The organism is Methylobacterium nonmethylotrophicum (assembly GCF_004745635.1).
Lineage (GTDB): Bacteria > Pseudomonadota > Alphaproteobacteria > Rhizobiales > Beijerinckiaceae > Methylobacterium > Methylobacterium nonmethylotrophicum.
This window is the reverse complement of record NZ_SRLB01000002.1, coordinates 306,102-318,214: the sequence shown is the minus strand read 5'-3', so window position 1 is coordinate 318,214 and position 12,113 is coordinate 306,102. Positions and strand designations below refer to the sequence as shown.

14 protein-coding genes are annotated in these 12,113 nt (G+C 71.0%); 6 read left to right on the top strand and 8 right to left on the bottom strand.

The window, feature by feature from the left end; genetic code table 11:
• Positions 1 to 377 precede the first annotated feature (377 nt).
• The 3 genes from EU555_RS04245 (at position 378) to EU555_RS04235 (ending at position 2,441) form a co-directional block, all read left to right on the top strand.
• Positions 378 to 695: an Hpt domain-containing protein gene (locus EU555_RS04245; RefSeq protein ID WP_135413270.1), complete on the top strand. Its 318-nt coding sequence runs from the start codon at positions 378 to 380 to the stop codon at positions 693 to 695.
• Between the two features lie 159 nt (positions 696 to 854).
• The gene (locus EU555_RS04240) at positions 855 to 1,175 is read left to right on the top strand and encodes a 2Fe-2S iron-sulfur cluster-binding protein (RefSeq protein WP_135413268.1); all 321 of its coding nucleotides are present in this window, start codon (positions 855 to 857) and stop codon (positions 1,173 to 1,175) included.
• A gap of 198 nt (positions 1,176 to 1,373) precedes the next feature.
• Positions 1,374 to 2,441: a methyl-accepting chemotaxis protein gene (locus EU555_RS04235; protein ID WP_281041269.1), complete on the top strand. Its 1,068-nt coding sequence runs from the start codon at positions 1,374 to 1,376 to the stop codon at positions 2,439 to 2,441.
• Between the two features lie 9 nt (positions 2,442 to 2,450).
• On the opposite strand, the gene EU555_RS04230 is transcribed toward EU555_RS04235, so the two are convergent.
• Genes EU555_RS04230 through EU555_RS04205 form a run of 6 tightly spaced genes read right to left on the bottom strand, consistent with a single transcriptional unit; the run spans position 2,451 to position 6,711 of the window.
• Positions 2,451 to 3,626: a vWA domain-containing protein gene (locus EU555_RS04230; protein ID WP_135413489.1), complete on the bottom strand. Its 1,176-nt coding sequence runs from the start codon at positions 3,624 to 3,626 to the stop codon at positions 2,451 to 2,453.
• Positions 3,627 to 3,658: 32 nt separating this feature from the next.
• Positions 3,659 to 4,555 (bottom strand): DMT family transporter, encoded by an 897-nt coding sequence (locus EU555_RS04225; protein WP_135413265.1) that lies wholly within the window; start codon positions 4,553 to 4,555, stop codon positions 3,659 to 3,661.
• Entirely contained in the window at positions 4,552 to 5,019 is a 468-nt protein-coding gene (locus tag EU555_RS04220) for a helix-turn-helix domain-containing protein (RefSeq protein ID WP_167858426.1), read from the bottom strand. The genes EU555_RS04225 and EU555_RS04220 overlap by 4 nt, the downstream gene beginning before the upstream one ends.
• Positions 5,020 to 5,029: 10 nt before the next feature.
• On the bottom strand, positions 5,030 to 5,272 hold the full coding sequence (locus EU555_RS04215; protein WP_135413261.1) for a type II toxin-antitoxin system RelE family toxin: 243 nt from the start codon (positions 5,270 to 5,272) through the stop codon (positions 5,030 to 5,032).
• Between the two features lie 49 nt (positions 5,273 to 5,321).
• Complete coding sequence (gene hemF, locus EU555_RS04210; RefSeq protein ID WP_135413260.1) at positions 5,322 to 6,218, bottom strand: oxygen-dependent coproporphyrinogen oxidase; 897 nt, start codon at positions 6,216 to 6,218, stop codon at positions 5,322 to 5,324.
• 40 nt (positions 6,219 to 6,258) lie between these two features.
• Positions 6,259 to 6,711, bottom strand: a complete 453-nt coding sequence (locus EU555_RS04205; RefSeq protein WP_135413258.1) for a tRNA (cytidine(34)-2'-O)-methyltransferase — start codon at positions 6,709 to 6,711, stop codon at positions 6,259 to 6,261.
• 125 nt (positions 6,712 to 6,836) lie between these two features.
• On the opposite strand from EU555_RS04205, the gene EU555_RS04200 reads away from it, so the two are divergent.
• Together EU555_RS04200 and EU555_RS04195 are read left to right on the top strand one after the other, a co-directional pair.
• Positions 6,837 to 8,708, top strand: a complete 1,872-nt coding sequence (locus EU555_RS04200) for an ABC transporter ATP-binding protein (protein ID WP_135413256.1) — start codon at positions 6,837 to 6,839, stop codon at positions 8,706 to 8,708.
• Between the two features lie 164 nt (positions 8,709 to 8,872).
• Positions 8,873 to 9,400, top strand: a complete 528-nt coding sequence (locus EU555_RS04195; protein ID WP_135413254.1) for a hypothetical protein — start codon at positions 8,873 to 8,875, stop codon at positions 9,398 to 9,400.
• Between the two features lie 273 nt (positions 9,401 to 9,673).
• On the opposite strand, the gene EU555_RS04190 is transcribed toward EU555_RS04195, so the two are convergent.
• Together EU555_RS04190 and EU555_RS04185 are read right to left on the bottom strand one after the other, a co-directional pair.
• Positions 9,674 to 9,994, bottom strand: a complete 321-nt coding sequence (locus EU555_RS04190) for a hypothetical protein (RefSeq protein ID WP_135413252.1) — start codon at positions 9,992 to 9,994, stop codon at positions 9,674 to 9,676.
• 831 nt (positions 9,995 to 10,825) lie between these two features.
• Entirely contained in the window at positions 10,826 to 11,290 is a 465-nt protein-coding gene (locus tag EU555_RS04185) for an outer membrane protein assembly factor BamE (protein ID WP_135413250.1), read from the bottom strand.
• Positions 11,291 to 11,503: 213 nt separating this feature from the next.
• Here EU555_RS04185 and EU555_RS04180 point away from each other — a divergent pair, with 213 nt between their 5' ends.
• Positions 11,504 to 12,043: a ubiquinol-cytochrome C chaperone family protein gene (locus EU555_RS04180; protein ID WP_135413248.1), complete on the top strand. Its 540-nt coding sequence runs from the start codon at positions 11,504 to 11,506 to the stop codon at positions 12,041 to 12,043.
• The last annotated feature ends 70 nt before the right edge of the window (positions 12,044 to 12,113 follow it).

Here is a 12,113-nt window from a genome sequence, read left to right as displayed (position 1 = left end):
ACCATCCCCGAGATCCCGCGATACCCGCGCCGTGCCGCCAGCCGCCGCGATCTCAGCGGTTTACCACGGAAACCTTAGACGCAAGGAGTACCAGCCGGATACCCGGATCGCGCGACCCGTCCCAAAAAGCTTAACGGAATGGTTACCATGTGGCCCGGGCGCCGCGCGTCCGTCGCCTATCGTGCCGCAGAGTCTTGCATTCTGCCTCCGGCGGTCATGACTGGGCCCGGCTCGATCCGACTGTGGACAGCGGTCCACCGGCGATGCCGGAACCTTCTCCGCCCACAGCCGCCCCGACCCGAGACCTTGCGCCGGGCCGGTTCGTGCGGAATCTGACGTTTCGCTCAACCCCGGACCCGACCCGCGAGACGCCCAGGATGGAGACGCTCCTCGACCGCGCGCACCTGGCGCAGCAGACCTTCGGTGACGACGCGCTCGCCCGCGAGGTCCTGGCGCTGTTCTCGGACCAGTGCGCGCGCCTGGTGCCCGGGCTGTTCGACCCGGGCCTCGCCCCGGAGGCGCGGGCGGACCTCGCCCACACCCTGAAGGGCTCGGCCCTCGGCGTCGGCGCCACCCGCGTGGCGGCCCTCGCCGGACAGCTCGAGACGGCCCTGCGAGCCGGCGACGAGGCGGCTTTGCGCCTCCTCGCGCCCGCCCTCGCCGCGGCCGTGCGGGAGACGCTCGCCCTCGTCTGACAGGGCGGCACGGGTCGTGCCGCGGCGGTCCGGCTCCCATGGCGGCCGGAGTGCCGCGCGACGCACGGCGCGCTTGCATTCCGGGACGGCAGCCGCCAATCAGACCCGGCCGCGCCCTCGTCCGATCCGCGGCCGCGCTCGAGGCTTCCGGAGTCCCAGATGGTCCAGATCACCTACGTCGATGCCGCCGGCACGCCCCGCACCGTGAAGGGCGAGGTCGGCTCGACCGTGATGGAGACCGCGATCCGCAACAACGTGCCGGGCATCGACGCGGAATGCGGCGGCGCCTGCGCCTGTGCGACCTGCCACGTCTATGTCGGCGAGGAGTGGGAGGGCGCCGTCGGCCCGGCCGAGCCGATGGAGCAGGACATGCTCGACTTCGCCTCGGACGTGCGGCCCAATTCCCGTCTCTCGTGCCAGATCCGGCTCAAGCCCGAACTCGACGGGCTGATCGTCACGACTCCGGCCCGTCAGGGCTGAGGCCGCGCTGGCCGTTCCATCCGGAGCGCTCCGCGCCCGCACCGCGTTGCCCTCAGGGCATCCTCTTTCCCGCCCTGCAAAGGCGGTTGGAGTGACCTTAGGTAATCTACGCGGCCGAGCCAGGAAAAGAGTCGCGATTCCTTAAGCATCCCGCCGCGATCCTCGGCGCCGGAACGGATGCCATCGGACGCGAACACCATGCCCTTGACCAACACAGCAGCCGCGGCGGGCGGCGACGATCGCCTGTCGGCCATCGCTGCGGCAGCGACGGCCTTGCGGCAGGTCGCCCGCGACAAGACCCAGCGCATCCGCGCGATCACCGGCCAGGTGAAGATGCTGGCGCTCAACGCCCGGATCGAGAGCAGCCGGGCCGGCGAGCATGGGCGCGGCTTCACCGTCGTGGCCAACGAGGTCGGCGCGGTGGGCGAGGCGATCGCCGGCCTCGCCCGTGAACTGGAAGCCGATGTCGACGGACGCATCGCGACCCTCCAGGACCAGGTCTCCCGCCTCGTTTCCCGGGCCCAGGGCGAGCGCCTCGTCGACCTCGCGCTCAACGCCGTGGAACTGATCGACCGCAATCTCTACGAGCGGACCTGCGACGTGCGCTGGTGGGCGACGGACGCGGCGGTGGTCGCCTGCGCGGCGGCGCCGGGGCCCGACGCCGTGTCCTTCGCCGAGAAGCGGCTCGGGGTCATCCTGTCGGCCTACACGGTCTATCTCGACCTCTGGCTCTGCGACCTCGAGGGCCGCGTGCTCGCCACAGGCCGGCCCGACCGCTTTCCCGGCCTGCGCGGCCAGAGCGTGGCGAACGAGCCCTGGTTCCGGCAGGCCGCCGCCCTCGCCTCGGGCGACGACTACGCCGCGGCCGACATCCGGGCCGAGCCGCGCCTCGGCGGCGCCCAGGTGGCGACCTACTGCGCCAGCGTGCGCCAGGACGGCGAGGCGTCGGGCCGACCCCTCGGCGTGCTGGCGATCCATTTCGACTGGGAACCGCAGGCGCGGGCCATCGTCCAGGGCGTGCGGGTCGCGCCCGAGGACCGGGCCCGTACGCGGGTGCTCCTCGTCGATGCCGCCCAGCGGGTGATCGCCGCGAGCGACGGCGCCGGGCTCCTCACGGAGCGGCTTCGCCTCGGCCTCGACGATGCCGTCAGCGGCGTCGCGCCGACGGCCGACCGCAAGGGCGTCGTCGCCTATCACCGCACGCCGGGCTACGAGACCTATCGCGGCCTCGGCTGGTACGGGGTGATCGTGCAGGGAGCGGCCTGACGACCCGGGTCAGCGCAGCAGCGCCCGGGTCGCCAGGTCGATGCCCTCGAGGGTCAGGGGGTACATCCGGTCCGAGAAGATCTGCCGGATCATCGCGTTCGACTGCGAGTAGCCCCACTGCGCCTGCGGCACCGGGTTGAGCCAGGCCGCCTTCGGGAAGTGGGCGAGCACCCGGCTGAGCCAGACCTGGCCGGCCTCCTCGTTCCAGTGCTCGACCGAGCCGCCCGGCATGGCGATCTCGTAGGGCGACATCGCCGCGTCGCCGACGAACACCACCCGGTAGTCGGACGGGTAGGTGCGGATCACGTCGAGGAGCGGCGTGCCCTCGCTGTGGCGCCGGCGGTTCTCCTTCCAGACCTGCTCGTAGAGGCAGTTGTGGAAGTAGAAGTGCTCGAAGTGCTTGAACTCCGAACGGGCGGCGGAGAAGAGCTGCTCGGCCAGTTCGACATGCCAGTCCATCGAGCCGCCGACGTCGAGGAAGAGCAGCACCTTGACGGCGTTGCGGCGCTCCGGCCGCAGCCGCAGGTCGAGCATGCCGTGGCGGGCGGTCTCCCGGACCGTGCCGTCGAGGTCGAGCTCCTCCGCCGCGCCGGTGCGGGCGAAGCGGCGCAGGCGCCGCAACGCCAGCCGGATCGTGCGGGTGCCGAGTTCCGCCGAGTCGTCGAGGTCCTTGAAGGTGCGCTGGTCCCAGACCTTCACCGCCCGGAAGTTGCGGTTGCCGTCCTGGCCGATGCGGATGCCTTCCGGGTTGTAGCCGTAGGCCCCGAAGGGCGAGGTGCCCGCCGTCCCGATCCATTTCGAGCCGCCCTGGTGTCGCCCCTTCTGCTCGGCCAGCCGCTGCTTCAGCGTCTCGAACAGCTTGTCCCAGCCGAGCGCCTGGAGCTGCGCCCGCTCCTCCTCGGTGAGGTACTTTTCGGCGAGCTTGCGCAGCCACTCCTCGGGGAGTCCTTGCGGCTCGACCGCGTCACCCACCGTGACGACGCCCTTGAACACCCGGCCGAACACCCGGTCGAACTTGTCGAGGTTGCGCTCGTCCTTCAACAGGGCGGTGCGCGACAGGTAGTAGAAATCCTCGACCCGCTGGTCGGCGAGGTCACGGTCGAGGGCCTCGAGCAGGGTCAGGTACTCGCGCAGCGAGACCGGGACCTTGGCGGCGCGCAGCTCGGTGAAGAAGGTCAGCAGCATGGCGCCGATCAACGCGCCGCGGCGCGTCTCGGTCAAGCCCCCTTCGGCACCGCGGACGGGGCCTGCCGCCGCGCCTCCGCCGCGAGGTTCCAGACGATGCCGCCGACGATGAGCCCGGCACCGAGGAAGAGCCAGGGATCGAGCGGCTCGCCGTAGAGGCGCCAGCCCAGCACCGCGATCAGCGGGATGCGCAGGAAGTCGAGCGGCATCACCAGGATCGCGTCGCCGCGGCGATAGGCGCTGGTCAGGCACCAGTGCGAGGTGAGCCCGGCGATGCAGACCGCCGCGAGCGCCAGCCCGTGCCGCCCCTCGAAGGCGTGGACCGGCACGGCCGGAAACAGCCGGCCCGCCGCGAGGTTGAGCGGCAGCTGGATCAGGTTCATCCAGAACAGGATCGAGAGCACGCTCTCGGTCCGGGTCAGCGCCTTGGTGGCGACCGCGGTCAGCGCGAACAGGATCGCCGAGACGAGCACCACGAGGCTCGCCGGCTGGAGCGCCGCCACGCCCGGCCGCAGCACCACCAGCACGCCGAGGAAGCCCAGCGCCACCGCGGCGATCCGGCTCGCGGTCAGCCGCTCGCGCAGGATCAGGACGGCCAGCAGGGTGACCCAGGCCGGGGTCGTGAATTCGAGCGCGAAGACGACCGCGAGCGGCAGCAGCGTGACGCCGAGCGACCAGGCGTAGTTGCCGCCCCAGTGGACGAGGTTGCGGGCGAGATGCAGCCGCAGCCGCCGCGCCGGCAGCGGCCGGCGGCGCAGCGCCGCCACCGTCCCGACGATCGCCACCCCGGCCGCCGCCCGGGCCGCCAGGATGTCGAACAGGCCGAGCGCCGGCGCCAGCTCGCGCACGGCGATGGCGGTGGCCGAGAACGACAGGAGCGCGCCGGCCATCCACAGGACGACGGCGATCAGGTCTGGGAGGGGTCTCACCGGGGGCGCGCGGACTCGCGGCGCGGCTTGTCGGCGGGCGGGGCAGTGACCTGGTCCGCTGCGGGCGCGAAATCCCGATCCAGCAGCAGCGCGGCATCGACGCCGCAGGCCTGCGCGACGGCCTCGATCTCCGCATCGGTTCCGGTGCGACGACCCTGCTCCATCGCGGCCAGCGCGTCCGCTGCGATGCCCGCCCTCGCGGCGAGATCGGCGAGGTCCAGACCGCCTTGGCGGCGGGCGGCCCCTAGGGGAGACTCGCCGGCGAGCACGGCGGCCGTCAGCCAATCCGGCGCGAGGGTGACGGTGCCGGCGGCCCGTGCGGTCACGTGTTCCTCGGCGAGGCGGGCGGTCATGCGATCCTCCGCGTCCTCGTCGCCGGCGCGGGCCAGCAGGGCGTCGTAGGCGCGTCGCGAGAGGATGACGAGTTCCTCGCCTCCCTCGGTGACGATCGACTGAACGCTCATTCGCCTGACCTCATTCATAGATGTCGCGCCGGTCACCGACCTTGAAGACCTCGATTGCGTCGGTCGTCTCGATGAAGATCGCCCGATACGACCCCGATCGGATACGCACCCCAGGCACCCCGACCAGAGCTTTGACGTCACCCGTTCCCGTCGCGGCGTAGCGCTCCAACTTCGCCCGCATCTGCGCCCGAGCCCTGTCCGGCAGCCTCGCGAAGGCTTTCAGGGCCGGTGCCGTGAAGCGGATCGCCTTCATGCCCGAGGCCGTTCAGATGGGAGCGCGACAGCCTCGGGATAAGGCGGACCTAAGGCCAGCGCACCGTCGGCGGCATGGAGGACAGGATCGACGCGACGTTGCCGCCGGTCTTCAGGCCGAAGATCGTCCCGCGGTCGTAGAGCAGGTTGAACTCGACGTAGCGGCCGCGGCGGACCTGCTGCTCGTGGCGGTCGGCCTCGGTCCACGGGGTCCCGACGTTCCGGCGCACGATCTCGGGGTAGACGCCCAAAAAGGCCTCGCCGACCTCGCGGGTGAGAGCGAGGTCGGCCGCAGGATCGCCGGTCCAGTGATAGTCGTAGAAGATGCCGCCGATGCCGCGGGGCTCGTCGCGGTGCTTGAGGTGGAAATACTCGTCGCACCAGGCCTTGTAGCGGGCGTAGTCGGCGCCCGGGTGCCGGCCGCAGGCCGCCTCGAAGGCGGCGTGGAAGGCGACCGTGTCGGGATCCTCCTGCGTCCGGCGCCGGTCGAGGACCGGGGTGAGATCCGCTCCGCCGCCGAACCACGGCTTCGTCGTCACCACGAAGCGGGTGTTCATGTGCACGGTCGGGACGTGCGGGTTCCACGGATGGGCGATGAGCGAGAGGCCGGTGGCGAAGAAGCGCGGATCCTCCGCCGCGCCCGGGATCTGCCCGCGGAACTCGGGCGCGAACTCGCCATGCACCGCCGAGACGTGGACGCCGCACTTCTCGAACACCCGGCCGCGCAGCATCGCCATGGTGCCGCCGCCGCCCGGCGCGCCGGAATGGTCGGTCCGCTCCCAGGGCGTGCGCGCGAACCGCCCCGGCCCGCCGGCCTCCGGCGCGAAGGGGCCGGCTGCCTCCTCTTCGAGCTGCTCGAAGGCGGCGCAGATGCGGTCGCGTAAGGAGGCGAACCAGGTGGTCGCCTCGTTCTTGAGCGCGGCGACGTCGAAAGCGGCATCGGTCATACGCGATGTCATCCCACAGCGCCGGCCCGAGGCCAAGGTCTCAGATGCCGGTCTGCCGCAAGGCTTCCCCCAGGATCATCCCGGCCGCCACCGCGACGTTGAGCGAGCGCATCCCGGCGCGCAGCGGGATCGCCACCCTCGCATCGGCATCGGCGTGGACCGCGTCCGGCACCCCGGCCGATTCGCGCCCGACCATCAGGCAGTCGCCGTCCCGGAAGCCGTACGTCGTGTAGGGCACCGAACCGTGGGTGGTGGCGAGCACGAGCCGGATCCCGGCCTCGCGGCGCCAGGCGTCGAAGGCGGCGTAGGAGCGGTGGCGGGTGATCGCGACGTGGTCGAGGTAGTCGAGGCCGGAGCGGCGCAGGTGGCGGTCCGAGACGTCGAACCCCGCCGGCTCGATGATCTCGACGGCGATGCCGAGGCAGGCGGCGAGCCGCAGCATCGTGCCGGTGTTCTGCGGGATGTCGGGCTGGTAGAGGGCGAGGCGCAGCATGGGTTCCGGGGTGGCGTTGCGAGCCTTGACCCATACGCCAGGTTCGCGGCCTGCGGCATCGCCCCCCGGTTGGCGCGCCGCCGCCTCCGCATAGCTGAGACACCCGTCACCCTCGGAAGGCCCGCATGTTCCTCGACTGGCTCGAGCGCCGCATCGATCCCTTCAGCCCCTTCGACGAGGCGCGCCGCCCGCCCGGCACGGTGGGAGGCTTCGCCTGGTTCTACCTGCGGCCGGTGCGGGGGGCTCTGGCGGTCCTGTTCGTGACGGCGCTCACCGCCGGCAGCGTCGAGGCCTCGCTCTACCTGCTGATGGGCTGGTTCGTCGACATCCTGGCCCGCTCCGGTCCGGAGACCCTGTGGCGCGACCACGGCACCGGCCTGACGCTGGCGGCCCTCCTGATCCTGGTGGTCCGGCCGGCCCTCGCCTGGCTGCACGAGGCGATCTCGAACCAGCTCGTGGTGCCGCAGACCACCGGGCTGATCCGCTGGCGCACCCACCTCTACACCCTCGGCCACGCCCTGTCGTACTTCCAGGCCGACTTCGCCGGGCGGCTCGCCAACCGGGTGACCCAGGTCGGGGTCGCGGTGCGCGAGCTCGCCGTCGTGGTGATCGACACGCTGCTCTACGTCGCGATCTTCGCCGTCACGGCGGTGAGCCTGTTCGGGTCGATCAGCCCGTGGCTGGTGCTGCCGGTGCTCGCGTGGATCCTCGCCTATGCGGTGCTCACCACCTACTTCGTGCCGCGGGCGCGGGCGCGCTCGCTCAAGGTCGCCGATACCCGCTCGGTCCTCGTCGGGCGCATCGTCGACAGCTACACCAACATCCTGACCGTCAAGCTGTTCGCCCGCGACCGCGAGGAGCGCTCGGCGGTGCGCGCCGCCACGGTCGATCACACCGACGCCTACCTGCACTCGTTCCGGCTCGTCACCGCGGTCACCGGCACGCTCTCGCTCCTCAACAGCATCCTGATCGTGGCGACCGCCGGCGTGGTGCTGGCCCTGTGGTCGCGCGGGCAGATGACCACCGGGGAGGGGGCGGCGGGTCTCGCCCTGGTGCTGCGGCTGATCGCGATGTCCGGCTGGGTGATGCAGACCGTGCGCGGGCTGTTCGAGCATATCGGGGTGGTGCAGGAGAGCATGCAGACCATCGCCCGCCCGCACGCGCTCACGGACCGGCCGGGGGCCCGCGACCTCGCGGTGACGGGCGGCGAGGTGCGCTTCGAGGGCGTCAGCTTCCATTACGGCCGGGAAGAGGCCGGGATCATCGAGGACCTCACCCTGCGGATCGCGCCGGGCGAGAAGGTCGGCCTCGTCGGCCCGAGCGGGGCCGGCAAGACCACGCTGACCTCCCTGCTCCTGCGCCTGCACGACCTCGAGGGCGGCCGCATCCTGATCGACGGCCAGGACATCGCCGAGGTGACGCAAGGCTCCCTGCGCCGCCAGATCGCGGTCGTGACGCAGGACACCTCGCTCCTCCACCGCTCGATCCGCGACAACATCGCGTATGGCCGCGAGGATGCGACCGAGGCCGAGATCGTGGCGGCGGCCCAAAGCGCGCATGCCGACGCCTTCATCCGCGCGCTCAGCGACCACAAGGGCCGCGGCGGCTACGACGCGCAGGTGGGCGAGCGCGGGGTCAAGCTGTCGGGCGGCCAGCGGCAGCGCATCGCCATCGCCCGGGTGATCCTGAAGGACGCCCCGATCCTGATCCTCGACGAGGCGACCTCCGCCCTCGATTCCGAGGTCGAGGCGGCGATCCAGGGCTCCCTCGACCGGCTGATGCAGGGCAAGACCGTGCTCGCCATCGCGCATCGCCTCTCGACGATCGCGGCCCTCGACCGGCTGGTGGTGCTCGACCGCGGCCGCATCGTCGAGGAGGGCCGTCACGCCGACCTGGTGCGGGCCGGCGGCCTCTACGCCCGCCTCTGGGCGCGCCAGTCCGGCGGCTTCCTCGGCGGCGAGCCGGATGGTGGAACGGCCCGCGATGCCGCGGAGTAGAGCAGATCCGGCCCCTCAAGCAGACGGACCCATCACCGAACAGGTGGTGATCATCGAAAGTTTACCATGTCGCCGACGTGCCGGCGATTCATGGTTTGAGAACCGGGATTGACTATTCTGCAGTCGAACTCAGCGCTTCTTGCGGGCAGTCAATGTCGTCTCGGTTGCATCGCGCCATCTCCGTCGCCCTGCTGCTCGTCGCGACGAGCCTCGGCCCGGCGGGCGCCGAGGAGTTGCTGCTGAGCGTCAAGGCGCCGACGCCGGATCCTGCGCCGGACGCCGCACCGCCGGCCGTGAACCTGGGCGGCGGCTTCATCGAATTCCTGATCACCGGCCGCGTGCCCCAGCCGCGCAGCGACGTGGCCCCGATGCCGACCGCGGCTCCGGGGCAGGCGGCCCAGGTCCCGGCTGTGCCGATGCAGGGCGCGCAAGTGCCCGCACACGTGCCCGCGCAAATGCCGATCGCTCCGGCACGGACGGTGCAGGCTCAGGCGGCGACCGGGCCCGCCATGCCGACCGGAGACGTCACGGTCGTCGACTATAGCGGCCCGTTCGAGCCGGGCTCGGTCATCCTCAACGTGACGAAGAATCTGGTCTACCGCATCCTGCCGGACGGCAAGATGGCGATCTACAGGAACGACAGCAGCCAGATCAGGCTGGCGCGGTCCATGCTGAAGCAAGCAGGCCGCTGACGCATCGTTCGATGAAGCGCACGTGGCTTCGTCGCGGACCATGCGGCGGCATCGGAGGTCGAGAGCGGCACCCGATCATCGTGTGATCGGGCGCTGCCCTCGAGACGTCTCGTGCAGACCGCGTTCCGGATCGTCGCCGCCGGCGCGATCTCTCACCCGACCCGCATGCCGTGTCGAAGCGAGGCCGGCTGCGATACGGGCCGTCGGGGCGTGCGGCCCCGCGGCACCGGGCGACCGACCGGGCGACGCGTCACGCAGCCCAGGCGCGTCGGATCAGCGCGGGCACGCCACCGGAACGAGGGTGTAGTGCTCCCGCTCCACGACCCGCTGGGTCTTGATGTACATCGCCGGCTCGACGCCGGTCCGCACGATGCCGCCGCTCGTGCGCCCGCCGACGCCCGGATCGATGAAGGCCTGTGGACCGCGGACGAGACGACCCCGGGTGTTCTCGATCACAAGGTTCGGGATGTACTGCTTGCTGTAGCAGACGTCCGCGCCGTCCTGGTCGACAGTGTAGGTTCTGGCCGAAGCTTCCCCGGCAATCACGCTCATCGCGAAAGCACTGAACACGACAACAGCATTTTTCATTTTCATTATGATGCCTCCACTTGGCGCTGAGCACCGCTCGTTCCTTAACAGATTTCAAGCTATTTTCAACAGTGGTTAACTACTGATAGGGCGGATTCCGGAAATAGAAGCAAAGATACTTCCCAAACGTAAACAATGCCACGACAAAATATCCATGTCGAAAGTTCGGGCATTGCGCGCCACTATCAGAGCAAAATTATCGACTTCATGGCATAACTGGATCAAAAATCGTTCTGATCGGAGAGGAATTTGCTCTTGATTGTGTCGCGACGGTCGAGGGAAGATCGACCAAAGACGCGACAGCGGGCTGCATTTTACTCGATTGTGGGCCATGAAATCGGGCTCGATGGCATGTTCCCCCGTCCGGAGCAGCCGGGGCGGGGCGGCAGCGACGAAGGGAGGGGGGACGCGCGGGTGCCGCCGTCCGCGAACCGACCCGCTGGGCCTCCGGTCACGCGACGGCGCACGGGGGGAGGGAAGGCCCGGAGAGCGGTGGCGACGGTTCTGAGGGAGAGGGGCCGTCCATCCCGCGGGGAGACGCCCGGCGCACGAGCCGTCCGGAGCGTCCTGATCGCCGGTCGGGCAGGGGCGCGACGCGACGCAGCGCCCGCGCCGTGACGACGAAGACCCGTCGCCGCCGAGGCTTCGGATGACGCGGAGCGTCGTCCGCCTTTCCAGGGTCCCTAGTCCGGGCTCCGCCGTGCGGCCCGAGGACACGGATGACCGAAAGGACATCGAGGACCGGCCGAGACCGTCCGGCCGGGCGTCTCGCCGCCGCGGGGCCGGCCTGTCGTCACGGTCGGAGCGGGCCGGTGACGCGGTCGACCGGCCGGTTCGTCACCGCGCGTTGCGGAACGGCTCGAACTTGGTCAGGCCGCGCAGGAGCTGGCCGAGGAAGGCCTGCTCGCCGCCGCTGGTCGGGGTGGTGCGGGAGATGAAGTCGAACACCCGACCGTCCTGCTCGCCGTAGAGCGCCACCCGCTCGACCTTGAACCCGGCGTTGAAATACACCGCAAGGACGCGCTGGTCCTTCGGGCGCTCGCCCAGGAACATCACGGTGCGCTCGGTGTTCTGGCTGATGTAGTACCAGGACTTGTTGCCGACCGTGGAGACGGTGGTGGGGGTGCCGAGGGCCTGCAGCACCTGCTCGGCACTGGCGCCCGGCCGCACCTGGGCGACCGCGGCCTCGTCGATGATGTAGCCGTGCCGGAACTCTTCGCCGATCACGCAGCCCGCGGCCGACAGACCGATCAGGCCGGCCGCGGCGAGGCGGAGGAGCGACGGTGTGAAGCGGCGCGGCATCGAGACCTCGGAAGACGTGGTGCGGGACGGTGTGAGGGCCGACCGGACGGTGGCCTTGCGCGAGAAGCGACCGCTGCCGTACCCCGGGGTTGTGGCGTTGGCAAGGCACGGCCAAGCTTCGAGCTGCCGCTGCGATGGGCGCGATGGGCGCCGGCCCTTGCCGGCAGGCAGGGGTCGCGCCGGGGCAGGCGGTGCGAACAATCGGGAGTCCGGATGATCAGAAACCCGTTCCGCCGCGAGGATGCCCGCCGCCGCGCCATCGAGGCGTTGCATATCCGCATCAATGCCGGGGCCCGCGTGCCGGCGCTCTACCTCGATCTCGGTGTGCCCGACACGGTGGAGGGCCGCTTCGAGGCCCTGTGCCTGCACGTGGTGCTGGTGCTGCGCCACCTGCGCCGGCTTCCGGCGCCGGCGGGGGACATCGCCCAGGACCTCGTCAATTCGGTCTTCGAGCAGCTCGACTCGTCCCTGCGCGAGCTCGGCGTCGGCGACATGGGCGTGTCGAAGCGGATGAAGAAGCTGGCGCAGGCCTTCTACGGCCGCGCCGCGGCCTACGATGCCGCCCTCGATGCCGGCGACCGCGAGGCCCTCGCGGGGGCGCTCGCCCGCAACGTGCTGGCCCGCGACGAACCGGGCGCGGCGCGGGGCCTCGCGGCCTACGTGGCGGCGGCCGATGCCGGCCTCGCGGCGACCGACCTCGACGCGCTGATGGCCGAGGGTCCGGTGCTGCCCGACCCGGCGGGCTTCGCCTGAAGCCCGGCGCCGCGGGCCTGAGGACCGGGCCGCCTCCTCTTGCGCCTGGGCGGAGTGCGACGCATCTCGG